Source organism: Chryseobacterium proteolyticum (genome assembly GCF_046591535.1).
Classification (GTDB): Bacteria; Bacteroidota; Bacteroidia; order Flavobacteriales; family Weeksellaceae; genus Chryseobacterium; species Chryseobacterium proteolyticum.
This window is the reverse complement of record NZ_JBJLWK010000001.1, coordinates 978260-1003871: the sequence shown is the minus strand read 5'-3', so window position 1 is coordinate 1003871 and position 25612 is coordinate 978260. Positions and strand designations below refer to the sequence as shown.

Sequence of the window (25612 nt, the reverse complement as noted above, 5' to 3'; positions counted from 1 at the left end):
TCAATAACCTATGAAAAATAATATTTTACTTTTTTTACTTTTGAGTATACTTACTCATGCCCAGGCAAACAGGTTTTATTATGATTATAAATATATCTCTGATTCCACCAACAGAGCGGATATAAAAAGTGATGTAATGCTCCTGGATATTGATAAAAATGGCTCAAAATATTACAGCCGTGAAAAATTTGTCTCCGACTCTACAACAAAAGCGGATATCGCAAAGCAAATGAAAGGCGGTTTTGGAGAAAGTATTAATATCAAAAAAAAATATGAAACCGGGTGTGATCGCTACAAGCGTTACCAAAACATACCCCGACTATAAGGTTGTACTTTCAGAAAAAATAGGGAACACAATCTATAAAATAGCAGAAGATCAAAAACCTGAATGGAAGATTCTTTCTGAAAAACAAAAAATAGGAGAGTATAACACCCAAAAAGCAACAACAACCTATGGAGGCAGAGAATGGACTGCCTGGTTTAGTACCGATATCCCTTTTCAGGACGGACCTTATAAATTCTATGGATTGCCCGGTTTAATTGTGAAGCTCGAAGACAAAACAGGTTCGCATATAATGACTTTAATTGGAAATAAAAAGACAAACATAAGCCAGGACGAAGACATACAAATGCCGGGAGTAACTATGATCGGTTTGGGGGGCAAAGATATCGAAGTAACAAAAAAACAGTTTAAAAAAGCTTGGAAAGATTATCAGGCAGATCCCACAAAGGACATGAAGCAAACAATGAGCACACTTCCGGCCGGAGCTGTCGTAAGAATGAAAAATAAGGATGGGAAAGACATTGATATGAATGAAATGTACAGGAATATAGAGAAAAGGGCGAGAGAAGAAATGAAAAATAACAATAATAAAATAGAGCCTGATCTTTATAAATAAAATAAAAAATCCCGAATTCATTTCGGGATTTTTTATGCAATATGGTTAAGTTGTTAAGCCAATTTCTGAGAATCTGCAATAAACTGAGCTAATCCACTGTCTGTAAGCGGGTGCTTTAACAGGCTTAAGATCGGAGCCAGTGGCGAAGTGATCACGTCAGCACCGATTTTAGCACAATCGATAATGTGCATAGAATGACGGATAGATGCTGCCAAAATCTCAGTTTCGTACATATAGTTGTCAAAAATCAAACGAATCTCCTGGATAAGGTTAAGCCCGTCCGTAGAAATATCATCTAGTCTTCCCAGGAATGGAGAAACATAAGTTGCTCCTGCTTTTGCTGCTAAAAGAGCCTGTCCCGGAGAGAAAATCAATGTACAGTTCGTCTTGATTCCTTTGTCCGAAAAATATTTTAATGCTTTGATACCATCTTTAATCATCGGAATTTTTACCACAATGTTTGGATGGATTGCTGCCAATTCATCTCCTTCTTTGATCATTTCCTCATATGTTGTAGAAAGTACTTCTGCAGAAATATCACCATCTACAATTTCACAGATCGTTTTGTAGTGGTTCTTGATTGCTTCAGCTCCCTGGATACCTTCTTTAGCCATTAATGAAGGGTTAGTGGTTACACCATCTAAAATTCCAAGATCTTTAGCTTCCTTAATTTGCTCTAAATTAGCAGTGTCAATAAAAAATTTCATTTTGTTACATAGATTTATTCCTGCAAAGATAAGGAATACTTTGTGAGTGGAAAACTTAGTTGCTGTTTTGTTGGTTTGAGACTGGAAGGTAGATATTAAAGGTTAGAGGTTAGAGGTTGGAGGTTGGAAAACATAAATAGTCTGTCGGATATCTATTGATTGTCTACTATTTTATCCTATTAAACTATTTTCTAAATTTGTCATATATGGAAAATAATCTGTTTACAGCACGGCTTGAAATTATAGGAATTAATCCTTTTGTTTTCATTCCTGAAGAAATATTAAAAACAATTTTTGAAGTTTCAGGAAGAGAAAAGAGTCCTATTCCTGTGAAAGGAACAGTGAATGGTGTGGAATATAAGCAGAATTTAATGAAGTATCTCGGAGAATGGAGATTGTATGTAAATCTTGTCATGTTAAAGAATTCTCCCAAAAGAATTGGTGAGATAATAGAAGTTTCAATAGAATATGATAGCTCGGACAGGAGTATTGTTATTCATCCTAAACTTGACCAGGCGATCAGGGAAGATTCCGTTACCCTGCGTAATTTTGAAAGTTTAATTCCTTCAAGAAAGCTGGAATTGGTTCGTTATATCAATAACCTTAAAACCGAGGCAAGTATTGACCGAAACATTGATAAAATTATAAGACATCTAAAAGGAGAAACCGATTTCTTCGGTAAAATGATCAAATAAAATACAGAAATAAAAAATCCGGAAAATTTTCCGGATTTTATTTTTTATGAATTTAAGGTTTTGCTAAGTTTTAAAGCATCCTGATTGGTAGGGTCATACTGTAACGACTTAGCTATATGTTCTTTTGCTTTATTACGGTCGCTCTGCTGTTCTGAAAAGGCCAGATAGAAATAAGCATACGCAAGGTTTTTCTTGTTTTGCTCTACTTCCTCAGGCTTTACAGTTGCTATATACTTTTCATAAGCAATTTTAGCATTGGCATCATCTTTAGCAGCCTGATATGCATAAGCCTGGCTGTAATATGCCGGAGCCCAATCGGGTAATAAAACAGATATCTTTTTCCAGGTTGCCACTGCATTGGTCCAATCTGAAGCATCCTGGTAAGCTGCAGCTAATTTAGCTAACGATTCTGTATCCTTTGGATTGGCTTCAATTTGTTTTTTAAGACCCTCAATACTGGAATCTCCAGCTTGAGTTGTTGCAGCTGTATTGGCTGTTGTTTTGGTGCTATCTACCTGTGCATTAACCAAACTCATTCCTCCTACAAATAATAAACCTAAAAATAGATTTTTGATATTAATTTTAACGATTTTCATAATCTTATATTTTATAATTCTACATTTTGAAATTCAATAATAATTCCATAAATGGCTAAATTTTAGAGGCTTTAAGTTTTTTTAGAAAATATTAACGGATACAGCTATTTTTTTTTAGCTTAATTTTTGATTCGTTGTGGTTTCAGTTATCTTTGTACTTCAACTAGTTTTATAACCACAATAATTTCATTGTATGAATATCATATTAGCTTCGACATCAACCATTTTCGGTGGCGAATACCTGGAATATTTAAGAGAAGAATTAATACAATTATATAAGGGTGTTGATGAAATCATCTTTGTTCCTTATGCAAGGCCTGGAGGGATATCCCATGACGATTATACGGCAAAAGCCCGTTCTTTTTTTGAAACAATAGGTATTAAAGTAAAAGGCCTGCATGAATTTGACGATAAAGCCGCTGCCTTACATAATGCGAAAGGATATTTTACAGGAGGTGGAAATACATTTTTATTGGTTAAAACTTTACATGAGGAAAATCTGATGTCGGTTTTAAAGAATAATATAGAACAAGGTAAGCCTTATTTAGGATGCAGCGCGGGAAGCAATATCGGAGGACAAAATATGAAAACAACGAATGATATGCCTATCGTTTATCCTCCAAGTTTTGATTGTATGGGCTTAGTCCCTTTTAATCTGAACCCTCACTATCTGGATCCAAATCCGGAATTAAAACATAACGGCGAAACCCGGGAAACCAGAATTCTTGAATTTCTAACCCAAAATGACTTAAAGGTAATCGGGTTGCGTGAAGGAAACTGGATCAGGAGAATTGGTGGAAATATAACGGTTGAAGGAAGCGAACTGACAAGGATTTTTGAGAAGGGAAAGGCACCCTATGAAATTGAGGCAGGAAGCTCATTAATCTGATCCCACTATCTTTTTTTATATTTGAATAAAGAATGGACTATTCAGCAATGATATAGTCAACATAAGTTGCGAAATAATCAATCACCATAACAATGATGCAATGAAAAAAAACACTTGGTGTTCTTATATTATCTACACAAATAGTTTTTGCTCAGGATATCGCTCAAAAATTAGACGATGCTACAAAGGATCTTATGAATTCTTCAGGAGGAGTAGCATCCAGTTTATCGTTTTATGTAACCGATGAAAACGGGCGTTTGATTTACGATTATCAGGGAAATAAAGGACTTTCGACTGCTTCCACGCAGAAAATATTTACGGCTGGGGCAGCATTGGAAACCTTAGGGAAAAATTATACTTTTAAAACAACAGCCGGTTATTCGGGTACGATTTCAAAAGATGTTCTTAACGGAAACCTGTTGATCAGCTCTAATGGTGATCCTACTCTGGGAAGCTGGAGATACGAAGCATACAAACCTGAAAATTTTAAGAAAAAGCTTATCGAAGCAATCAAAACGCAGGGAATTGCAAAGGTTAATGGAGACCTGGTGATCGATGATTCATATTTTGACCATCAGACGATTCCCGGAGGCTGGCCCTGGGACGATCTGGGGAATTATTACGGCGCCGGAGTTTGGGGGATCAACTGGAGAGAGAACCAGTTTGATATCAACATCAACGGCACTACTTTTAAAAGCTTTTCCTATCCGCTGGAAGGAGTTCAATGGTTAAATGACCTGAAAGCCGGTGGAAGTTCGGATCAGAGCCTTATTTTCACGGCACCACACTCGGATGTGGCATTGATTAACGGAACTTTACCTGCCGGTAAAACGGTTACTGTTTCAGGATCAACTCCAAATCCTCCTTTACAATTGGGAGTAGAAGTAAAACAGTGGCTTAAGGAAGCCGGAATTAGCTTTTCAGGGAAGGTTATTACGAATTCCCAACTCGAAATTGAAGGAAAACAGATATTGGAAGTTTCTAAGAAAAATATATTTCTTACGTATCAATCACCGACGTTAGATAAGATTATATACTGGTTTCTAAGGAAGAGTATTAATCTATATGGAGAAACTCTTATTAAGACGCTGGGGAAAGAGAAAAAGGGAAATTCAAGCTTTAAAAGCGGAGTTGCCTATCTTAAAGAGTTCTGGAAATCCAACGGGATTAATCCGAATATGATCAATTTTGCAGACGGTAGCGGGCTTTCTCCTCAGAACTATGTATCGGCAAAAGCGGAGGTACAGGCTCTTTTGTATGCTAAAAAGCAACCATGGTTTGATGCCTATTATGACGGATTCCCAACGCAGGAAAACGGGATGAAAATGAAAAGCGGAACTATGAGGGATACAAAATCTTTTGCGGGATATCAAACGGCAAAGGATGGAAAAAAATATGTATTCTCCATTATCATCAATAATTATCAGGGAAGCGGAAATACGGAATTACAGAAAATTCTGAATATTTTAAAATAAAAAAGGTATGAAGAATCATCCGTTTTTATCGAGAATCAATAACTGGTTTGTATTTACGTTACTTACCGTGATTGTTATTGCTTTGATTGTTTCATCTAATATTCTCATTAAAAATTTAAGGGAAAAAGAGGCTGAAAGAATTAAGGTTTTCGCTACTGCGATAAAGATTCTTCAGGACAATAAGCAGAAAAGTTCTGAGACCCAGGAGCTTTTGTTTGCGATATTAACGGAGAATGATCAGATTCCATCAATTTTGACGAATGAAAATAAAGAACCTTTTATATTTGAGGGGAGTTCAAGAAATATTGCCAAAGAAATTCTTGAAAATCCCGGAGAACTAAAAAAGCTAATCTCAAAAATGGAAAATAATTATGCTCCATTTGAGATTGAAGTGGCAAACGGTGATAAGCAGTTTGTATTTTATGATAACTCTTCATTGCTTAACAATTTGCGGTACTATCCTTATTTCTTAGGGCTATTTATCCTATCCTACCTGTTATTTTCATTCTGGTTTCTGAGGACGATTAAAAAAACGGATGAAGGGTATGTATGGGCAGGTCTGGCGAAGGAAACCGCACACCAGATCGGAACTCCGCTTTCATCCATGATCGGATGGATGGAGATTATGAAACTGGAAAATCCGGATTCTGAAGGAATTGAAGAGATAGAAAAGGATATTGAGAGACTGAGAACCATTTCTGAACGATTTTCAAAAATCGGATCTGTGCCGGAGCTTAATGATATGAATTTTAATCAGATGATTCAGGAGAATTATGAATATTTAAAATCCAGGATTTCAAGTAAGATAAGTTTTACCCTGCAGCTACCGACATATACTATTCTGGTTCCGCATAATAAGATCCTGATGAGCTGGGTTATTGAAAATCTGGTGAAAAATGCCGTAGATGCTATGAAAGGGGAAGGATCTTTGCAAATGTCCGTATTTGAAAGAAATAAAAATATCCTGGTAGAAGTGAAAGATACGGGTAGCGGGATGACAAAGCAGCAGGCAAGAAATGCGTTTAAACCGGGCTATTCAACAAAGAAGCGGGGTTGGGGATTAGGATTGTCGCTTGCAAAAAGGGTAGTGCAGGAATACCATAACGGTGACATAAAGATTTCACAGACAGAATTGGGCAAGGGGACTACTTTTAGGATAACAATTAAGAAAGGATAAGAAAGTCTGTAAAAATAAAAAAAGCGGGGAACAATCCCCGCTTTTTCATTAAGTATTGTTTATTATTTCTTTCCTGTTAACCACTGATCCTGCAGTTTTTGTTCTGCCGGTGTAGGATTGGCTTTGTATTTAAGCGTTTCCATAGTTAACTTATCAAGGATTGCTTTTCCTTTCAGCTCTATTTTATCAGTCTTATCTCCATTTTTTCTAAGAACTGTTACTGTCACGGGTTGTCCTTCTTTGATGGTTTTGGTATAATTGATAAATGCCTGTATATTTTTCACATCAATAGTTTTTCCGTCTATTGCATAGATCTCATCCGTAATTTTAAAACCAATGCTCTTCGCAAAAGGAGATAAAGGAGAGTTTTCATCAAAAATGAAAGTATTGTTTTTCTCGTTAAATCCTGTTTGGTTTGGGTCTTTAATAAACCAGAAGATTGGTGGAGTTTCCTGTTTTGTTATTTCCACACCTACCTGGTTTAAATAGTCAGCATAAGGTGTTGGCTGATTTCCTGCAATATATTTGTTGTAAAAATCTTTAACTTGCGGGTAGCCGGTAACAGTTACCAGTTCATCGATCAGTTTGTCGTCCTTAAACGGTTTGTTTTCACCAAATCTCTGTGATAATTTTCTGATCATATCACGATACCCCATCTCACCGTTGGATAACTTTCTAAGCTCAATATCCATACACATCGCCAGTAAGGCTCCCTTTTCGTAAACATTTCTGTACTGATCCTTGTAAGGCTCTACAAGAACATTTTTACTCATTACGGTAAACGGCATTGTGTCGTCATAGTTCTTAGAATTGGTGATTTTTTCACCTATTCTCTTCAGGAATTCATCCTTGTTGATCAATCCTTCCTGGATTTGGAATAAATTTGCGAAATACTCTGTTCCTCCCTCATACATCCATAGATGTTGAGACATTTTAGGATCTGCATAATTGAAGTAATGAATTTCTTCAGAGTGGGTTTTCAGTGGGTTCACCGTATGGAAGAATTCGTGTGAAACAACATCGGTAATGGTTTGATCGATAGCTTCTTTAGGCATGGCCTCCGGTAATACAACACTTGTAGACTCATGGTGTTCCAGTGCTCCGAAACCTTTAATCTGGGGTCCTTCTCCACCTGAAAGGTAAAGCATGATCGCATACTTTTTATTGGTATTCATATCACCCAGGAATTTCTTTTGGGCAACGACCATTTTTTCAAGGTTGGTTTTAAAGTCAGCTGCTTTATACTTTCCTGTCGGAGAATAAACGCCTAAAACCAGATCCATACCGCCTGCATTAAAAGTAATATAGTCCGGTTTGGTGTACATTAACGGAGAATCTGTCACTTTTGCATAGTTAGCCAGCGTAAAAGTGTCTGTAGCTTCTGATTTATCCTGATCTACGAGGGCAGTGGTTCCATAGAAATCAGCGGGCTTCTGAATGACCAACTGGTAAGGAACATCCTGCATATCATCTATATATCCTATAAACCCATGGGTATTGATTAAAAATACTTTTCCAGCTTCAATATCAGTTCCAGACGGAGAAAATACCGCTTTGTGTTTTTCAGTATTCAATTCATCATCAAAACTGTCATTGACCAGATAAGTTACCTTTGATAAAAACTGAGCATTTTTAAGTGCATAGGAATTGTCATCCACTTTAGTGTAGGCCAGCTCTCTTCCTTTGTTATCGAAGAATTTGATACCCTCTATAAATCTTCCGTAATCATCCACGGAATAAGTTCCGGGAACTGTTTTAGGAAAATGGAATTTTACATTGCCGGATTTCATTTTAGGAAATTCCATTGTTACCGCCACCTTATCGTCTTTTACATTCACCAGGTCAATATTGGTTTTAATAGACTGGGCATTGGCCAGAACAGTGGCTAATATACCTAAGCTTAGTGCTATTTTTTTCATTGATTAGAATTTATAGTTAAGTAGTTGCTCTAAAAATGATTTTGTTACAAATAAGATTCCATTGTGGTATTAAACTTTTCTTAAAATGAAGAAAGCGCTGAAATGCAGAAGGACGAAAAAGCGAATTTGCAAATTAGCCATTTACTCTATCAGCCTTTTCGCTTATTGTACCTTCTTATAATTCACGTAATAATTTTTATTAAACTCAACAGGAGTACCTTTTTTCAATTTTACCGTTTGCCATTCCTCCGTTGGATTTATAGTTTGCTCTCCGTCAATTCTGATAGGAAGCTTGAAGTTCTTAACAACATTGGTGTATCTGAACTTCAATGCTTCTCCTTTTTGAGAGTATTCCAGTGTCGGAACTTTAATAGTTCTCAAGTACTGGTTGAATACACTGGAAAAGTCAATGCCTGATTTCGAATTGATGTAGTTTTCAATTTGCAGAGTAGTTACCGTCTGGTGGTAGAATTCCTTATTAAGACCTCTTAGGATCTGTCTGAACTTATCATCATTGTTGATAACCTGTCTGATCGTGTGGATCATGCTGGCACCTTTAGGGTACATGTCACCGCTTCCTTCATTTCGAACTCCGTATTTACCGATAATCGGGATGTCATTGCTTATGATATTGCGTATTCCGATGGCATATATATCTGCTGATTTTTTATCCAGGTATTTTTCTGTAAAAAGAACTTCCGAATAATTGGTAAAACTTTCATGGATCCACATGTCAGCCTGATCTTTTGCGGTAATATTATTGGCAAACCATTCATGTCCGCTTTCATGGATAATGATAAAATCCCATTTCAATCCCACTCCCGTACCGGACAGATCCCGTCCCAGATATCCGTTCATATATTGATTACCATAAGCTACGCTACTCTGATGTTCCATCCCCAGATACGGAGAGTCCACGAGTTTATAAGAATCCTCATAAAAAGGATACGGACCAAACCAGTACTCAAAAGCGGATAGCATTGGTTTTACCTGCTGGAATTGCTTTTTTGCTTTTTCTAGATTATAATCCAATACCCAATAATCCAGATCCAATTTCCCTTTTTCTCTGTTAAAAGTATCTTTAAAATTGACGTATTTTCCAATATTAGGAATAATGGAATAGCCGTTGATCGGGTTTTTAACTTCCCAAGTATATATGGTTTTATCTCCGTCCGCTTTTTTATCGATTAAACGTCCGTTTCCAACCCCAACAAGACCTTTGGGAGCAATGATTTTCATAGTAATGCCATTATCCGGCTCGTCACTCCATATATCCTTTGTAGGAAGCCATATAGAAACCCCTATGCCTTCATCAGCGACGCTCATCCAAGGATTTCCTTTTTCATCCTTGGTAAAAACCCAGCCGCCATCCCAGGGTGCTTTTTTGGCAATCACAGGATTTCCGGAATAGGTGATATCAATGGTGTATTTTTCGCCTTTTTTGAAGTTTTTATTTGTGGTGATGAAAATGAAATCCCCATCCTGTTTGGTGTCGGCAATCGGAAAACTAGCCTCTACTTTATCGGCTTTCATAGGTTTTTGAAGATCGATCTGGAAAGTAGGGTTGGTGACATCTTTGATGATTTCAAAACTGATCTTGTTGGTTCCTTTAATGCTTTTCTGATCAAAATCCGGTTCTACGGAAAGATCATATCTTTTTACATCCCAAAAGTTTCGGAATTTGGTGTTAGAACCTTTTAAAGTGTCCTGCTTTGTAAATGTTTCCGGTTTTTCGAAGAATTGTCCAAAAGCAAGTCCTGATGCAAGTAAAAGTGAATATGAAAGTTTTTTCATCTGATATCAAATTATTAATCTATCAAAAATAGAAAATTAATTGAAGATAAATTGTGAAAGCATAAAATAGTTCTTAAAACTAATATCGGTGACAACGGGCAAAACAATAGCCCTGATTGAAGTGAAAATCCTTTTTGTAAAAAAGATTGTAACGGAAAGCAGGATTAAGCTCCTGAAAAAAAAATAAATCGAGTGGTTATATCCATAAAAAAATCCCGCAGATTAATCTGCGGGAATATGGTAAGAAGACGCTTTCGGTCTTCGTTTTTTGCTGACACTACTTCTGAACGACAGGCAGGTTTCCTTCACGTTTCTGAACCTTTTTATAGGTATAAGAACACATGACAATACTGAATTCATACAACAACAATAATGGCAGGGCTGCCATAATCATACTTAAAACATCAGCAGGAGTAATAATAGCTGCTACAACCATGATGAGCACAATAGCATGTCTTCGGTATGTTTTCATGAATTTCGGGCTCAGAATTCCGATCGTCGTAAGGAAATAAATAAGGATAGGAAATAGAAAAACCACTCCCATACCTAATACAACCTGTAAGAATAACGTGGTATAATCACTCAGATCATAAAGAGGAACGATAATATCGGAAATTTTGAAAATCACCCCAAAGTTGACGGCAAAAGGAAGAATCAGAAAGTATCCTGATAAAACCCCTGACATAAACAATATCCACACCGCATTGATAATGAAGATCGAATTTTTTCTTTCTTTCGGATGTAATGCAGGACTGACGAAACGCCATAGCTCCCAGACTATATAGGGAAATGCCAGAACAATCCCCCCCGAAAATAGAAACCGCCATCATGACATTGAACTGCTGATAAAGCCTTTGTACACGAACAGGAAATTCTTTTGGAAGATGTATGCTGTCTTCTCCGAGGATCATCCTCGAAAAGTGATTAACAATTTTAAAAGTGGGAAAGTCATTTCTGGTAGGACCGAAAAAAATATGGTCCATAATCCAATTGATATTAAAGCCAATGATAAAAGCGGCAATAATAATAGCAATAATTGAGCGAATCAGATGCCCTCTTAATTCTCCAATGTGCCCAAGAAAGGACATTTCCTTTTTTTCTTCCATTATATAGAATCTATCTAGAATATTAAGGTCTTACAAAGTAAAAACTTTATAATATATAAGCATGCAAAACTATGAAATTATAATGAGTAATTGTAATTATTGATTATGATTTTGCTGTCCTTTTTATATTATTAATGATCCCGGTAAATTTTTACCGGGATCAGTTTTTAGATTTCTACTTTTCTTGTTTTTCCAATATTTTCAGCACTTTTTCACCAACCGCTCCTCCTGATTGAGGATTTTGGCCTGTAACCAGTCTTCCGTCAGCAACGGCGAAAGAAATAAAATCTTTATCAGCTTTTACATAGTTGGCACCTTTGCTTTTTAAAACATCTTCTGTCAGATAAGGCATATGGTCAGCTAGCTCAGCTGCTACCTCCTCCGAATTTGAAAAACCGGTAAGTGTTTTCCCCTTAATCAGTAATTCACCATCTGAAAGCCGGATGTTAAATAAACCTACAGCACCATGACAAACAGAAGAAACAATTCCTCCGTTTTCATAGATCTTTCTTGAAATATCCTGTAACTCCTTATTGTCAGGAAAATCCCATACAACACCATGTCCTCCGGAATAGTAAATAACTTCATAATCTTCTGCATGAATATCCTTAGGCTCTAAAGTATTTGCCAACTTTTCCCTGAAGGATTGATCTGCATAATATTTCCAGTCCACCGGTTGTACAAACATTTGGAGGGAAACAGGATCAAGAGGAGTGTAACCACCCCGCGGGCTTACAAAATCGATTTCATATCCTTTTTGGGATAATTTTTCATAAAAATGAACTGCCTCACCTAGCCATAAACCGGTTGCACGATCCATTTCAGGGTATTTTTCCACACTTGTGACTACGATTAATGCTTTTTTCTTCATGTTTTTTGTATTTGTTCTTACAAGATATGGATTTTAAAAAAAAGTTGGCAAGGGTAAAAATAAAGTTCCGGCTTGCGAAGCAAGCCGGAACTTTATTTTTATAAGATGTTATTTTTTAGATAATTCCTTCGTCCAACAATTTGTGAAGGTCTATAATTCCAAAGTACTTACCATTTTCGGTTACAATAAGCTGGCCGATATTGTTTTCTTTTAAAACTTTCATCGCATCTTTTGCGAGAACATTTTTTTCAATGGTTTTAGGATGGGCAGACATGATATCTTTGGCCAGAACCTTAGATACATCTTCATCTTTTAACAGCATCCTTCTCAGGTCACCGTCCGTAATCACACCGATGATTTCATCTTCTTTTGTAACCACAGTAATTCCATGACTCGATGCGCTGATTGAGATAATTACATCCCGTACAGGTGCATTTTCGCTTACCTGTGGTTTTTGTGATGAAAGGAATTGCTCAACCCTTGCGGTTAAGTTTTTTCCTAAGCTTCCTCCGGGGTGGAATTTTGCGAAATCGTTCTCTTTAAAGTCGTTGAGTTCCATCAGGCAGATTGCCAGCGCATCTCCCAGTGCCATCTGTATGGTAGTAGAGCTGGTCGGAGCTAGTTTATTGGGACAGGCCTCAAGATCGACATGGGTATCTAAAATGATTTCAGAAAATTCTGCCAGTTTGCTTTTTCTGTTTCCTGTCATTCCTATTAATGCTGAAGAATAATCTTTTAAGAATGGAACAAGATTGGCAATTTCAGGTGAATTCCCGGAATTGGAAATGCATAAAACCACATCCTGTTTCTGGATAACTCCAAGATCTCCATGAATGGCTTCCGAAGCGTGAAGGAACTGAGAAGGAGTTCCTGTGGAATTGAGCGTGGCAACAATTTTATTTCCCACATGAGCAGATTTTCCTATTCCAACAACAATTAATTTTCCTTTTGCTGAATGAATAACCTCTACTGCTTTTACAAATTCATTGTCTATTCTGCTTTTTAATTTTTCAAGTTCTGAAATCTCTATTTCTAATGTTGTTTTTGCTATTGAAATGATATTTGCTCTTTCCATTTTTACCTTTACAATTTGTATACAAAATTCTCCCGATATAAATTTATACTTTAAAAAGAATATTTAATATAAATTTTATTTTTTATAAATTCGTTCGCTTTTATTATAAGCAAAAATTTTATAACTTTGGATTAGATGCAAATTTAGCAATAGAAAATTAGATGAGCGCAAAAAAAGCCAATTTATCAGGCGAATTGAAAAAGTATTTCGGGTTTTCTACTTTTAAAGGTCAACAAGAACAAATTATAGAAAATCTGTTACAAGGGAAGGATATATTTGTTTTGATGCCGACAGGGGGAGGTAAGTCATTATGTTACCAACTTCCGGCACTCATTTCTGAAGGGACGGCGATTGTAGTTTCTCCCTTAATCGCATTAATGAAGAATCAGGTAGATGCCGTAAATGGTCTTTCATCTGATGATGGAGTAGCACATGTTTTAAATTCATCATTAAATAAAACCCAAACCAAGCAGGTCTTTGATGATATTAAAAGCGGGAAGACAAAATTACTTTATGTTGCTCCTGAATCATTAATTAAAGAAGATTATCTGGATTTCCTTAAGGAAGTTAAAATTTCATTCTTTGCTATTGACGAGGCTCACTGTATTTCAGAGTGGGGACACGATTTCAGACCGGAATACAGAAATCTGAAATTGATTATCGATAAAATTGCCGACGTTCCCGTTATTGCACTTACAGCCACGGCAACTCCTAAGGTTCAGGATGATATCCAGAAAACATTGGGAATGACGAATGCATTGGTATTTAAGGAAAGCTTCAACCGTGCTAATTTATACTACGAAGTACGCCCGAAAGTCAATGTAGATCTTGAAATCGTAAAATTTATTAATCAGCATAAGGGAAAATCAGGAATTATATATTGTTTAAGCAGGAGAAAAGTAGAGGAATTTGCGCAGCTTTTACAAGTGAATGGAATCAATGCATTACCATATCACGCCGGTCTTGACCAGAAGGTAAGAGTGGCTAATCAGGATAAATTCCTCATGGAGGATGCTGATGTTATTGTTGCAACCATTGCTTTTGGGATGGGAATTGATAAACCGGATGTGCGGTTTGTAATCCATTACGATTTTCCGAAGTCATTAGAGAGTTACTACCAGGAAACGGGACGCGCAGGAAGAGACGGTGGAGAAGGACACTGCTTAGCCTTTTATGATCCGAAAGATATCGAAAAGCTTGAAAAGTTCCTTGCTCAAAAGCCGGTTTCAGAAAGGGAAATCGGATTACAGCTTTTAAATGAAGTGGTAGGTTATGCTGAAACATCCATGAGCCGGAGACAGTATATTTTGTATTACTTCGGTGAAGCTTTTGATCCTGTTAATGGAGAAGGAGCTAAAATGTGTGATAATGCATCAAACCCTCCAAAATTAAAGGATGCTACAAAAGATCTGAAGAAAGTTCTGGAACTGATCAGAGAAACTGGAGAAAAGTTTAAATCCAAAGACCTGATCTCGGTGATCTCGGGAAAAGAAAGTGCTGTAACCAAATCGTACAAGCTTGAACAAAGTTCATATTTCGGTTTCGGGAAAGATCAGAAAGATAACTATTGGAAAACGATCTTAAGACAGGCTACTGTTCAGAATTTTCTGCAAAAAGATATTGAAACGTACGGTGTTTTAAAGATTACGGATAAAGGCCTACAGGTTCTGGACCATAATTTAGATCACGTGTTTATGATAGCAGAAGACCGCGAATTTGACCTTACACAGTCAAAAGCGGAAAGTGATCAGGTGCAGATGCAATCCGGAGGAGGACTGGACCAGAATTTATTTGGTCTTTTAAAGGAACTGAGGAAAAAAGTGGCTAAAAAATACGGAATTCCTCCTTATACGGTATTTATGGATCCTAGTTTGGAAGACATGACGGTTCAGTATCCGATCACAGTGGAGGAAATTGCCAAGATTTATGGAGTAGGGGAAGGAAAAGCTAAAAAGTATGGAAAGGAATTTGCTGACTACATAAAAACCTATGTTGAAGACCATAATATTGAACGTACTCAGGATATGGTACTGAAACAGGTAGCGAATAAATCGAGCCACAAAGTATTTATTATTCAGAGTACCGATAAGAAGATCGATCTTGAAGATATTGCAAGAGCCAAAAATTTAACAATGAATGAATTGTTGAAAGAAATGGAAAGTATTGTATACCAGGGAACGAAGCTGAATATTGATTACTATATTGAAGATAATTTCGATGAAGATATTGTAGATGGCTTCATGGAATTCATGAATGATTCTGAAAGCGATAGCATGAAAGTGTTGCTGGATGAATTCGGAGATGAGCTTTCTGATGAAGAGGTCAGAATGTTAAGGATAAAATTCATTAGTGACGTAGCTAATTAAATTAAAAATATGAACCTTATCCGATCATGGGTAAGGTTCTTTTACAATGATGAAAAAGATTTCTGTTATTTTTATTCTGCCGGATTTGGAAACCGGAGGTGCAGAAAGAATTATTACCACAATTGCAAATCATCTTTCACGGGATCGTTTTGAACCTAAGATTTTGCTTTTACGGAAACAAGGAGGTTATCTTAGCTTTCTTGAAAAAGATGTTGAAATTATTGATATCAATACAGAAAGAATCAGACATTCATTAAAGCCTATTTTATCGGAGATCTATAAAAGGAAACCTGATATTGTATTTTCAGGATTTGGTGAGGTAAATGCTTATTTATCATTGTTTATAAAGCTTTTTCCAAGGACGAAGTTCATTGCCAGAGAAACAAATGTGGTAAGTGAGCATGTGACGCGGAAAGAAATTAAATTCTTTTATAATTTTTATAATAACTATCAACGGATCATCGCACAAAGTGATGACATGATGAGGGATCTGATGAAGAATTTCAATATAAAATCGGATAAGATTGTGAAGATCAATAATCCGGTGGATTTTGATTTTATCAATCAGAAGCTTGCCGTTTCCCAAAAGCCGGAATGCTTTGCGTACAATTACAAAAATGTTGTGGCCATTGGAAATTTATCTTCAAGAAAAGGATTCGATAACTTGCTGAAAGTTTTTTCCCGATTAAAAAATGAAAATATTCTGCTCCATATTCTGGGGGATGGAAAAGACAAAGAAATCCTGCATCAGATGAAAGATTTTCTGGGATTAAAACATGTATTTTTCCATGGAAGACAGGAGAATCCTTATCAATACTTAAAATACGCGGACCTTTTCATTCTTTCTTCAAGATATGAGGGATTTCCTAATGTATTATTGGAAGCCGGTGCTTGTGGAACTTACGCTCTTGCCAACAACTGTCCCGGAGGTATTAATGAAATCATCCAACATCAGGTAAACGGTGAGATTTCGGATATCAATAATCATGAAGATTTTTCCCAAAAGATCATGACTATCCTGCATCAGACCTATGATAAAGAAGCCATTAAAAGTTCTATTAAATCAAGGTTCTCCAAGAATATTATTCTCGATAAATACGAAAAACTTCTGTTGGATGTAGTTCGTAATTCATAATAAAAATTGTTAATAGGTTAATTACTAATTATTAAACCAAAGGTTATCATGGAGAAAATAATTAAATCGTTTGCAATAGCTATTTTGATGGTGAATTCTGTAGCTCTTATGGCTCAGAACACCCAGCTTTCCAGGAAAGAGTTGCTAAAAACAGGTCTTGATCAGAAAGTTAAAACTGCGGAAATTCAGGAGGTCACAATAGCTGCAGGCATAGCGGCACCGGAGCATCTGCATCCTTGTCCGGTATTGGGAATAATAAAATCAGGAGATGCTGTTTTTCAGATAGAAGGACAGCAAAAAATAATACTCCATGAGGGGGATGCTTTTTATGAACCAAAAAACGTTAAAATTCTTCATTTTGATAATGCATCAGCTGAAAAACCACTCATTTTTTCAGCTATTTATTTAAAAGAAGGAAATGAAGAAAATATCAAACTATTGAAATAACTCCTGTAAAAGATAGGATGTCCTGTTATCAATTCTAAAATTGATAAAACTCACTTTGGTGCTTGGTAATTTATCATTAAATTTGTAAGACTTAAGATAGATAATAATAAACAAATTCATAAAATAACATGAGTCAATTCGATGTTACCGTAATAGGTTCTGGTCCTGGTGGTTATGTTGCTGCAATTCGTGCTGCGCAATTAGGCTTCAAAACAGCAATTATTGAAAAATATTCAACTTTAGGCGGAACTTGTCTTAACGTTGGATGTATTCCTTCTAAAGCACTTTTAGATAGTTCCGAGCATTTCGAAAACGCAAAACATAATTTTGCAGGTCACGGAATCATTATCAATGATCCTCAAGTAGATATTGCAAGAATTATCGAGCGTAAAAATGAAGTGGTAAAGCAAAATACAGATGGGATCAACTATCTGATGAGCAAAAACAAAATTACTGTTTTTGAAGGTGTTGGAAGTTTTGAATCAGCTACTCAGATTAAAATCAGCAAGAAAGACGGTTCTTCAGAAACTATCGATTCCAAATATACAATCATTGCAACAGGTTCCAAGCCATCTTCATTGCCTTTTATTACGCTTGACAAGGAAAGAGTAATTACTTCTACTGAAGCTTTGAATCTTAAAGAAATTCCTAAGCATTTGGTAGTTATCGGAGGTGGGGTAATCGGTCTTGAGCTAGGTTCAGTATATTTAAGATTAGGATCTCAGGTTACTGTTGTTGAATTTATGGATAAGATCATTCCTGGAATGGATGGAGCATTAAGTAAGGAATTACTGAAAGTTCTTAAGAAGCAGGGAATGAAATTCATGCTTTCTACAGCTGTTTCTGCTGTTGAGAGAAATGGAGACTCTGTAAAAATTACAGCTAAAGATAAAAAAGGAGAGGAAATTACTGTTGAAGGAGACTATTGTTTGGTTTCTGTGGGTAGAAAGCCTTATACAGATGGTTTAGGTCTTGAGAAGGCTGGAGTAGAGCTTGATGAAAGAGGCAGAGTAAAGGTAAATGATCATTTACAGACCAATGTTGCCAATATTTATGCGATCGGAGATGTGGTTAAAGGAGCTATGTTAGCACATAAAGCTGAAGAAGAAGGCGTATTTGTTGCTGAAACTTTAGCAGGTCAAAAGCCACACATCAACTACAATCTTATTCCTGGTGTAGTATATACATGGCCTGAAGTTGCAGGAGTTGGTAAAACTGAAGAGCAATTAAAAGAAGAAGGTGTTGCTATTAAAGTAGGTTCATTCCCAATGAGAGCATTAGGAAGAAGCCGTGCAAGTGGTGATATTGACGGATTGGTAAAAATCATTGCTGATGAGAAGACAGATGAGGTTTTAGGAATGCATATCATCGGAGCAAGAGCCGCAGATTTAATTGCTGAAGGTGTAATTGCTATGGAATTCCGTGCAAGTGCAGAAGATATTGCAAGAAGTTCTCACGCTCACCCAACATATGCTGAAGCTGTTAAAGAAGCGGCATTGGATGCTACAGGGAAGAGACCAATTCATATGTAGTATTTACTGAAGATTAAAAATTTCAAAATTGATATAAAAAGAGAAACCAAAACTTGGTTTCTCTTTTTTTTGGCATAAAAATAGAGATGCTGATATAAAAGTAAAATAATGAAAAATATATTTATTGGTTTAGCGATGTTTACCGGAATTTATTCTTTTGCTCAGGAAGCTGGAAAAGCAGGAGAACTGTTAAAAAATGAAGCTTCTGTGACTGAAATGAAATCTTCAGCGGCCAAAGGAAATCAACAAAATAATACTACTAAAAATAATACTACTAAAAGCAATTCCGGCTTTCGAAACGGTAATCAAAATAATGGTTTTAAAAATCCCAATTATCATTGGAACCAAAATTATGGATATGCAGAAGTTTTTCTGAGGATTCCTGAACTGGGATACTTCACTGTTGAACTTGGTGATCAATCCATTTCAAACAATTCGGGAAAATACCGTTTCTTTGATTTGCAATCCGGGAGAATGCCCATATCAATTTATGATAATGGATTTTTAATTTACAGATCGACTCTGATGTTAAGGAATAACAACAGAATGGTACTCGATTTTTTTACCAATGAAGGTTTATATTTATTGGATTCTTACCCGATTCAGGACGGATCTTATGGCTTCAACGACTGGAATGATATATGGAATAATCCTTATGGTAATCAATCCGGAAACTGGAATCAACCGGGCAATACTATGGATGCCCGCACATTCAGCCAATTTTTTGAAATGCTTCAGAATAATGAGAAATTTGATGACGGTAAAATAGCATTGATTAATCAGCAGATGCGTACTTCTTTTTTTTACTTCACAGCAGATAAGGGATCTTGTAAAGTCGTTGAGTTTTGATAAGAATAAATTGGCCCTGGCGAAATCCATGTACCGAAAATGCGCAGATAAGAACAGGTATTTCATGGTGTATGATGCTTTTGATTTCGAAAGCAGTAAGCGGGAATTAATGGAATATATAGCAAACTCATAATAAGCATCTAGACAAATTTTAAATTTAAATTATGGAAAGATCAGAATTGGAATTGTATTTAAAACGGTTGGGAACGTACTGGAACCATGAAGATAACGGCGAGCTGAAAGGCTTGCAGAAATTACATCAGTTGCATCCTAAACATATTGTATTTGAAAATATTGATTCTTTCATGGGCATAGTTCCTTCTTTAGACATAGGTGTCATTTTCCATAAACTGGTTACACTTCAAAGAGGTGGATACTGTTATGAACAAAATATACTGTTTAAAAATATCCTGACGAACTTAGGATTTACTATCAAAATGCATCTGGCCAGAGTCCTGTGGAATTGTGCTAATGGTAAAGCAACGGCAAGATCACACATGATGCTCACTACAGATATTAAGGGTCTAAAATATCTTGTGGACGTGGGTTTCGGTTCAATGACGCTTACTTCCCCCATATTACTTCAGGCAAATATAGAGCAGGAAACTCCAAATGGAGTGTTTCGATTGGTTAACAATGACATTTTTTATCAGTTGGAGGTTTTGAAGGAAGAATGGCTTCCAATCTATAAATTTTCACTTGAAGAAGTGGAGCAGCCTGACCTGGAAATGGCAAATTGGTTTGTGGCTACCGGGCCTGATTCTGTATTTGGTAAATCTCTTATGATTTCCCGTGTAGATGAAAAATCCAGATATTCGCTTTTTAATCATGCATTCACTATACGCGGAAATGATGGAAGAAAAGAAAGTCTTGAAATTACTGAGCCTGATCAACTAAGGTTTATCCTGGCCACACATTTTAATCTTGACAAGCTTTCGGATCAATTATTAAGCACAATGTATAACAAGCTGAACGAAATCCGGATTCGTTTTCAGACAACTTAATAACCGGTCGATGAATAATCAACTTTGTAGCTAAGTTCTCTTTTAAAATAGACCTCTTTATAAATATAAACTGGTAAAGGAATATTGGGTCGGATTAATAAAATTAAATCAGGAAATTCAGGGAAATAGAAGTTGACGGAATTATTTCTGAAGGAGTCATTTTATATTTCCGTACCTTTGCAGACTAATTTTATCATCAATGCAACTCGGAAGAACTCAAACTTTAAAAATTTCAGAAAAAAATAATTCAGGATGGATCCTGATCGATGAATCGGGTGAAAAGGCTTTTTTACCAAAGGTTTTCGCTCAGGAAGATAAGGAAATTGAGGATGAAATTGAAGTTTTTGTGTATCAGGATGATGGTAAATTAAAAGCCACTACTGAAATTCCATTGGCTGAAGTAGGAGAGTATGCAGTAATGACCAGTGTTCAGAGTTTACCTAGTGGTGCTTTTATGGATTGGGGAATTATTAAAGATTTATTCATTCCTTATAAGCAACAAAAATCCAAAATTATTGAAGGCAAGAGATATCTGGTATATCTTTATGTAGATCAGGATCTGGAATTGATCACGGGAACAACAAAGTTTAAAAGGAATCCTCAATATGAAAATCTGCCCTTCCAGAAAGGAGATAAGGTAGATCTGATCATGATGAATGAAAGTGAACTGGGTTGGAATGTTGTCATCAATAAAAAATACATAGGATTGATCTATGCTTCTGATGTTTTCAAGAAATTATATCCGCTATCTGAAGAAAAAGGCTACATTAAAGCCATTCGTGAAGATGGTAAGATTGACGTTTCCTTACAGCCTGAAGGTTTTGAAAATATTGATGAGTTTAAGCAAAAAATCCTTACCAAATTAGAGGAGAACTATGGTCTTCTTTACCTGTCTGATAAATCTACTCCAGAGGAGATCAAAGATGAAATCCAGATGAGTAAAAAGAACTTCAAGAAAGCAATCGGAGGTCTTTATAAAGATAAGATCATCGATATTATGGAGGATAAGATCAGATTATTATAAATATAAAACGAGCAGAATTTTCTGCTCGTTTTTTTGTTTTTATTCTCTGTTCTTAATCAATATCCAACCATTGTATAATCGCCCATCCGAAACCTTTATAATGTACCAATAGCTTCCTGTAGGCAATGGTAATGAATTGTATTTTCCGTCCCATTCAAAAGGTTTTTTACTGATGATATCTTTGAATACCGGAATACCTCTTCTATCATAGATGCCGACTTCAGTTCCTGTATAATTTTCAAGGCCTCTTATCTTCCATTTATCGTTGATCCCGTCACCATTAGGAGTAATTGCATTAGGAATATTGAAGATAGAAAAGTTTTTCTGGCCAATGATGCAACCTGATTTTGTTCTTACATAAACAGTATATTCTCCCATGCTTAAATTATTAAAGACATTGGAATCCTGCCATGTCACATTATCCAGTGAATATTCATAGTTTCCACTAGCTGAAAGTAAAACAGTTGCAGAACTATTAGCAATTGTTACAGAAACGATCTCAGCTAAAACAGAATAGCTAACCTGCGTATTTGCAATGCTTTCACATCCGAAACTGTTGGTTACTTTCACAGAATAGTTTCCGGGAACGGATACTACAATTGTCTGTGTTGTAGCTCCTGTATTCCATAGATAAGAAGCAAATCCGCTTCCTGCATCGAGTGTTAATGTTTTTCCCTTGCAAAAATCAATGTTTTCTGGAAGACTGATTTTAGGCTTTGGATTTAATGTTAAGCTTAATCGTATCACTATAAAACATCCGTCAGGGGTAGATACTTTTACATGAATAACACTTGAGCCAATGGTCATCATATAAACTGAAGGATTTGGAATCGTATTTCCTGCACTATCAGTATAAGTAAAGGTGTAGTTTTGCGGGTTAGAAATAATATTTCCTTCATACGAATGAAGATTAATAGCCATTGTTGTTCCGGTAGAAGTATTGCATAAAGCATCTGTGACATCCTGAGCCGGAACATTATTGATGGACAATGTAACAGCTATGGATTGCTTTTCAGATTCGCACCCGCTCAATGTTTGAGTGACAAAATACGTTTGTCCATGTACCAGTGGTGTACTAAGGGGTAAAATATTCCCGCCCGCATTGTAAAACACAAGTGATGTTCCCGTAACAGCCAGATTAGCTAGCGTAGGATTGGCAGAGGCACAAAAATCCTGAGTAGTATTTGCTGCTGGCTTAGGAGTGGAATTAACCGTCACCTGAATTGCTATTTTGTTGCTTTCACAGTTGTTAATGGTTTGTGAAGCATAATAGGTTTGCCCGCTTACAAGCCCTGTATTTAAAGGTAAAAGATTTCCTGATGCATCATACCATTTTATATTCTGACCAATGATCTGAATATCTGAAACTTTTGGCTGATTAGTAGCGCAAAATGTTTGTTGTAAATTTTGTGTTGCAGGGAGAGCCGGAGAGGTTATAATTACATTTTGGTTTTGTGTTGCCGTATTTCCATGACCATCATTATAAGTCCAGTGGATTATATAAGTTCCCGGAACAGAATAAGAAAGCGGATCTGTGGTGGTTGCTGTAATAATTCCTGCGCAATTATCAGTTGCTGTTGGGAAAGTTGAAATTACAGTATGGCAATCTCCTGTGACATCCGGCATATTGGCAATATTTGGAACCGGTGCAACAGTATCTCCAACGATTACATTTACAGTGAAGCTTCCGTCACAACCGCCTGACCCTGATACCTGACAGATATATGTCCCTGCACTAGCGGCTGTGGCATTCGGAATAGTAGGATTTTGTTGGGTGGAACTAAATCCATTAGGTCCGGTCCAGCTATATGTTGTTCCCCCGGTTGCATGTAATTGGATGGAAGAATTGATACAAACAGGAGAGTTTGAGGTTACTGTAGCGGCTGATGTACAATCCTTAAATTTAGCAATAAAAATATCGTTTCCACCACCAGGTAATTGCTGAAATGTTCCAGGGGTTGCGATACCTGATGTATTTCCACCTGACATTCCTGTTAAATAAATCGCATCATCATTATCTTTTGTTACCTCTCCTTGTTGTGTCGCACCATTTCCTGTATAATAAGTACCCCATTCCTTTACATCATTTTGGTTATATTTAATTAAAAATGTAGAATTATATTGTGCCGGCATTCCCATATAGGCACCGGGAGTCGATATATCCGGCAGGCCATTGAAATGTAAACCTGTGAAGAAAACATTTCCCGAAGTGTCAGGATATGCTAATAATTGAGGATCTCCATGAAAATTAAAGTAGTTTTTTGTAACGGTATTATTCGCTAGGTTAACCCGCCAAATTCCTGGCTGCCCCTGAGGAAAAGCAGTTGTAGTATATTTTCCCGGAAGAATTAAAATATTATTTACAATTCTTGCTTTTAACACAAGTTCAGATCCTGCGTTTCCATAATAGCTTGATCGAAGAATGGTGTTTCCTTGTTTCGATAATTTAATATAGATTCCGTCTGATTCTCCACCTTTTATAGATTGAAAGGCATTAATCATGGGGATATTTGAAGATTGTGTAGCTCCAATTATTTCAAGATCATTATTTGAAGAAAAAATATGGAAAATAGAAGTTGAACCATCACTTTGCCCAAAATAAGTTGCCCAATCTACATTACCTGTTGTTGAATTTAAAGAGGCTAAAATTCCATCTGTATATCCAAGAGGTGTAGATTTTGTTGGTTGCATTGCATTCACAGTTGGGAAATCAGAACTGAAAGCATCTCCTCCGATATATATCTTATTTTGATTATAAGAAACGGAATAAAGCTTGTCTTGTCTGCTGGAAACAAATTCTTTTTGAAAGACAAGAGCGCCATTATTGTCAAATTTTACTAAAACAATATTTTCATTGTATGGTCCTCTTTGAATAGTTCCCCCGGCATAAATACTAAAATCTTCGTCAAAATCAACATCCATGAAAACATCAGTCATTCCAAAACCATAATATGTTCCCCAAAGTCTTTGTCCGCTTGGTGTCAACTTCATTAAAAAAGAGTCAAGTCCACCGGCAAGATTCTGTTGATAGGTACCTGAAGTAGCAAAATTAGTATAGCTACTGGTAGTACCAAATAAGTAACCTTTATTTTGACTATCAGTTTTTATTCTACCATAATCATCACCTGTTCCACCTGCATGGCTTCCCCAGATTCTTGTTGGAACCGGATCAATGATAATAGTTTTAGTGGAAATGTCAATTGGAGTATTAAAGCTAAAAGTTTGATTACCAATATCATTAAAAGAAACGGGAATACTTACATTTATATTCTTGTTTTTAATCCAACTGTTGGGAATATTTTCCTGCATTTTTCCAAAACGCATATCCAAGATAAGCTTACCATCTTTAATTGAGGTTGGAGCCCCACTAAATTTCATTTTTATGTCTGAAATTTTTCCGCCTGGATTGATAATAAAATTGTATTCAATGGGCTTCATAGTATCTTTTGGTTTAAAAAATACCAAATCAATATTTGAATAAATATTCTTGTATACTATTTTTTGAAACTTGTGAACATTGGTTATTCCTTCAGAATTATTGGGAATGTTGTAATAATTGTCAAAATCATAAGATTTTCCCTCCGCAATAATTGAAACACTTTTATTTGAATTTAGTAATTCAATATCAACTCTATGAAATAAATGTTCGTAAAGGAATTCATCCTCATAATAGGTTTTAGCGTTTAAAGATTTATCTTTTTTAAATTTTTGGGAATTAGGATTGGATGTCTTTTTCGTTTCGTATACATCATAAGAAAACCCATTAGATCGAAGTTGAACATTCAGCCCTGCTGAATTGTACAAATATTTTACATCAGTGTTTTCTTTTCCATCCTGATCAACAATCTGGCCTTTGTTTTCGTAAAAAAAATACTGATTATCCTGTATAGCTTTGGTTTGAGAAAATGTGAGTCCATAAGTGAACACTGATAAAAGAAATAAAATTTTCCGCATCTATTATTAATTTCCGGCAAATATATAAAAACGCCTCACTTTATCGGGATTAATAATCATTCATCTGTAAGTGTTTGTTTTAAAACATGATGTAAATC

The 25612-nt window shown here is 36.1% G+C and carries 21 protein-coding genes and 1 pseudogene; 14 read left to right on the top strand and 8 right to left on the bottom strand.

All coding sequences use genetic code 11. The features are described from left to right. The first annotated feature begins 10 nt into the window (after nucleotides 1-10). Nucleotides 11-325, top strand: a complete 315-nt coding sequence (locus ACJ5H0_RS04655) for a hypothetical protein (protein WP_411247666.1) — start codon at nucleotides 11-13, stop codon at nucleotides 323-325. Beyond that, a complete protein-coding gene (locus ACJ5H0_RS04650; RefSeq protein ID WP_411247664.1) occupies nucleotides 273-899 on the top strand; it encodes a GLPGLI family protein in 627 nt (208 codons plus the stop codon). The genes ACJ5H0_RS04655 and ACJ5H0_RS04650 overlap by 53 nt, the downstream gene beginning before the upstream one ends. Before the next feature lie 53 nt (nucleotides 900-952). Here the strand turns inward: ACJ5H0_RS04650 and fsa are convergent, their stop codons facing one another. After that, entirely contained in the window at nucleotides 953-1606 is a 654-nt protein-coding gene (fsa, locus tag ACJ5H0_RS04645) for a fructose-6-phosphate aldolase (RefSeq protein WP_172278659.1), read from the bottom strand. A gap of 206 nt (nucleotides 1607-1812) precedes the next feature. On the opposite strand from fsa, the gene ACJ5H0_RS04640 reads away from it, so the two are divergent. After that, nucleotides 1813-2301 carry a DUF1905 domain-containing protein gene (locus ACJ5H0_RS04640; protein ID WP_411247661.1) on the top strand — a complete coding sequence of 163 codons (489 nt, stop codon included), beginning with the start codon at nucleotides 1813-1815 and terminating at the stop codon, nucleotides 2299-2301. Between the two features lie 44 nt (nucleotides 2302-2345). Here the strand turns inward: ACJ5H0_RS04640 and ACJ5H0_RS04635 are convergent, their stop codons facing one another. Then, nucleotides 2346-2897 (bottom strand): tetratricopeptide repeat protein, encoded by a 552-nt coding sequence (locus ACJ5H0_RS04635; RefSeq protein WP_306612601.1) that lies wholly within the window; start codon nucleotides 2895-2897, stop codon nucleotides 2346-2348. A gap of 193 nt (nucleotides 2898-3090) precedes the next feature. Here ACJ5H0_RS04635 and pepE point away from each other — a divergent pair, with 193 nt between their 5' ends. From pepE to ACJ5H0_RS04620, 3 genes are all read left to right on the top strand, one after another. Next, nucleotides 3091-3786, top strand: a complete 696-nt coding sequence (gene pepE, locus ACJ5H0_RS04630; RefSeq protein WP_411247658.1) for a dipeptidase PepE — start codon at nucleotides 3091-3093, stop codon at nucleotides 3784-3786. Between the two features lie 194 nt (nucleotides 3787-3980). Beyond that, nucleotides 3981-5261 carry a D-alanyl-D-alanine carboxypeptidase/D-alanyl-D-alanine endopeptidase gene (dacB, locus tag ACJ5H0_RS04625; RefSeq protein ID WP_411247656.1) on the top strand — a complete coding sequence of 427 codons (1281 nt, stop codon included), beginning with the start codon at nucleotides 3981-3983 and terminating at the stop codon, nucleotides 5259-5261. A gap of 7 nt (nucleotides 5262-5268) precedes the next feature. Next, a complete protein-coding gene (locus ACJ5H0_RS04620; protein WP_411247654.1) occupies nucleotides 5269-6438 on the top strand; it encodes a sensor histidine kinase in 1170 nt (389 codons plus the stop codon). A 62-nt stretch (nucleotides 6439-6500) separates the two neighbouring features. Here ACJ5H0_RS04620 and ACJ5H0_RS04615 read toward each other — a convergent pair whose 3' ends face one another. From ACJ5H0_RS04615 to ACJ5H0_RS04595, 5 genes and pseudogenes are all read right to left on the bottom strand, one after another. After that, nucleotides 6501-8357 (bottom strand): M61 family metallopeptidase, encoded by a 1857-nt coding sequence (locus tag ACJ5H0_RS04615; protein ID WP_411247652.1) that lies wholly within the window; start codon nucleotides 8355-8357, stop codon nucleotides 6501-6503. A 162-nt stretch (nucleotides 8358-8519) separates the two neighbouring features. Beyond that, nucleotides 8520-10151 (bottom strand): M1 family metallopeptidase, encoded by a 1632-nt coding sequence (locus tag ACJ5H0_RS04610; protein WP_411247648.1) that lies wholly within the window; start codon nucleotides 10149-10151, stop codon nucleotides 8520-8522. A 277-nt stretch (nucleotides 10152-10428) separates the two neighbouring features. Further along, a pseudogene (gene tatC / locus ACJ5H0_RS04605) lies at nucleotides 10429-11257 on the bottom strand (twin-arginine translocase subunit TatC). Nucleotides 11258-11432: 175 nt separating this feature from the next. Beyond that, nucleotides 11433-12128: a type 1 glutamine amidotransferase domain-containing protein gene (locus tag ACJ5H0_RS04600; protein WP_411247645.1), complete on the bottom strand. Its 696-nt coding sequence runs from the start codon at nucleotides 12126-12128 to the stop codon at nucleotides 11433-11435. Between the two features lie 115 nt (nucleotides 12129-12243). Then, nucleotides 12244-13203: a KpsF/GutQ family sugar-phosphate isomerase gene (locus tag ACJ5H0_RS04595; protein WP_172278639.1), complete on the bottom strand. Its 960-nt coding sequence runs from the start codon at nucleotides 13201-13203 to the stop codon at nucleotides 12244-12246. A 161-nt stretch (nucleotides 13204-13364) separates the two neighbouring features. Between ACJ5H0_RS04595 and recQ the strand changes: the two genes are divergently transcribed. From recQ to ACJ5H0_RS04555, 8 genes are all read left to right on the top strand, one after another. After that, entirely contained in the window at nucleotides 13365-15569 is a 2205-nt protein-coding gene (gene recQ / locus ACJ5H0_RS04590) for a DNA helicase RecQ (protein WP_172278637.1), read from the top strand. 49 nt (nucleotides 15570-15618) lie between these two features. Further along, nucleotides 15619-16704 (top strand): glycosyltransferase, encoded by a 1086-nt coding sequence (locus ACJ5H0_RS04585; protein ID WP_411247638.1) that lies wholly within the window; start codon nucleotides 15619-15621, stop codon nucleotides 16702-16704. A gap of 48 nt (nucleotides 16705-16752) precedes the next feature. After that, nucleotides 16753-17151: a cupin domain-containing protein gene (locus ACJ5H0_RS04580; RefSeq protein ID WP_273648235.1), complete on the top strand. Its 399-nt coding sequence runs from the start codon at nucleotides 16753-16755 to the stop codon at nucleotides 17149-17151. A 128-nt stretch (nucleotides 17152-17279) separates the two neighbouring features. Beyond that, nucleotides 17280-18683, top strand: coding sequence for a dihydrolipoyl dehydrogenase (lpdA, locus tag ACJ5H0_RS04575; protein ID WP_273648234.1), 1404 nt, complete (start codon nucleotides 17280-17282; stop codon nucleotides 18681-18683). Between the two features lie 108 nt (nucleotides 18684-18791). Then, complete coding sequence (locus ACJ5H0_RS04570; RefSeq protein ID WP_411247631.1) at nucleotides 18792-19532, top strand: hypothetical protein; 741 nt, start codon at nucleotides 18792-18794, stop codon at nucleotides 19530-19532. Then, a complete protein-coding gene (locus ACJ5H0_RS04565) occupies nucleotides 19522-19665 on the top strand; it encodes a DUF4476 domain-containing protein (protein ID WP_411247627.1) in 144 nt (47 codons plus the stop codon). Before ACJ5H0_RS04570 ends, ACJ5H0_RS04565 begins: the two co-directional genes overlap by 11 nt. A gap of 31 nt (nucleotides 19666-19696) precedes the next feature. After that, entirely contained in the window at nucleotides 19697-20536 is an 840-nt protein-coding gene (locus ACJ5H0_RS04560) for an arylamine N-acetyltransferase family protein (RefSeq protein WP_411247624.1), read from the top strand. Nucleotides 20537-20735: 199 nt separating this feature from the next. Continuing rightward, the gene (locus ACJ5H0_RS04555; RefSeq protein WP_411247621.1) at nucleotides 20736-21560 is read left to right on the top strand and encodes a CvfB family protein; all 825 of its coding nucleotides are present in this window, start codon (nucleotides 20736-20738) and stop codon (nucleotides 21558-21560) included. Between the two features lie 39 nt (nucleotides 21561-21599). Here the strand turns inward: ACJ5H0_RS04555 and ACJ5H0_RS04550 are convergent, their stop codons facing one another. Further along, nucleotides 21600-25514 carry a DUF7948 domain-containing protein gene (locus tag ACJ5H0_RS04550; protein ID WP_411247619.1) on the bottom strand — a complete coding sequence of 1305 codons (3915 nt, stop codon included), beginning with the start codon at nucleotides 25512-25514 and terminating at the stop codon, nucleotides 21600-21602. Nucleotides 25515-25612 lie beyond the last annotated feature (98 nt).

Coding starts and splice junctions, on each gene's coding strand:
- ACJ5H0_RS04655 (WP_411247666.1), top strand. CDS start 11: ATGAAAAATAATATTTTACTTTTTTTACTTTTGAGTATACTTACTCAT.
- ACJ5H0_RS04650 (WP_411247664.1), top strand. CDS start 273: ATGAAACCGGGTGTGATCGCTACAAGCGTTACCAAAACATACCCCGAC.
- fsa (WP_172278659.1), bottom strand. CDS start 1,606: ATGAAATTTTTTATTGACACTGCTAATTTAGAGCAAATTAAGGAAGCT.
- ACJ5H0_RS04640 (WP_411247661.1), top strand. CDS start 1,813: ATGGAAAATAATCTGTTTACAGCACGGCTTGAAATTATAGGAATTAAT.
- ACJ5H0_RS04635 (WP_306612601.1), bottom strand. CDS start 2,897: ATGAAAATCGTTAAAATTAATATCAAAAATCTATTTTTAGGTTTATTA.
- pepE (WP_411247658.1), top strand. CDS start 3,091: ATGAATATCATATTAGCTTCGACATCAACCATTTTCGGTGGCGAATAC.
- dacB (WP_411247656.1), top strand. CDS start 3,981: ATGAATTCTTCAGGAGGAGTAGCATCCAGTTTATCGTTTTATGTAACC.
- ACJ5H0_RS04620 (WP_411247654.1), top strand. CDS start 5,269: ATGAAGAATCATCCGTTTTTATCGAGAATCAATAACTGGTTTGTATTT.
- ACJ5H0_RS04615 (WP_411247652.1), bottom strand. CDS start 8,357: ATGAAAAAAATAGCACTAAGCTTAGGTATATTAGCCACTGTTCTGGCC.
- ACJ5H0_RS04610 (WP_411247648.1), bottom strand. CDS start 10,151: ATGAAAAAACTTTCATATTCACTTTTACTTGCATCAGGACTTGCTTTT.
- ACJ5H0_RS04600 (WP_411247645.1), bottom strand. CDS start 12,128: ATGAAGAAAAAAGCATTAATCGTAGTCACAAGTGTGGAAAAATACCCT.
- ACJ5H0_RS04595 (WP_172278639.1), bottom strand. CDS start 13,203: ATGGAAAGAGCAAATATCATTTCAATAGCAAAAACAACATTAGAAATA.
- recQ (WP_172278637.1), top strand. CDS start 13,365: ATGAGCGCAAAAAAAGCCAATTTATCAGGCGAATTGAAAAAGTATTTC.
- ACJ5H0_RS04585 (WP_411247638.1), top strand. CDS start 15,619: ATGAAAAAGATTTCTGTTATTTTTATTCTGCCGGATTTGGAAACCGGA.
- ACJ5H0_RS04580 (WP_273648235.1), top strand. CDS start 16,753: ATGGAGAAAATAATTAAATCGTTTGCAATAGCTATTTTGATGGTGAAT.
- lpdA (WP_273648234.1), top strand. CDS start 17,280: ATGAGTCAATTCGATGTTACCGTAATAGGTTCTGGTCCTGGTGGTTAT.
- ACJ5H0_RS04570 (WP_411247631.1), top strand. CDS start 18,792: ATGAAAAATATATTTATTGGTTTAGCGATGTTTACCGGAATTTATTCT.
- ACJ5H0_RS04560 (WP_411247624.1), top strand. CDS start 19,697: ATGGAAAGATCAGAATTGGAATTGTATTTAAAACGGTTGGGAACGTAC.
- ACJ5H0_RS04555 (WP_411247621.1), top strand. CDS start 20,736: ATGCAACTCGGAAGAACTCAAACTTTAAAAATTTCAGAAAAAAATAAT.
- ACJ5H0_RS04550 (WP_411247619.1), bottom strand. CDS start 25,514: ATGCGGAAAATTTTATTTCTTTTATCAGTGTTCACTTATGGACTCACA.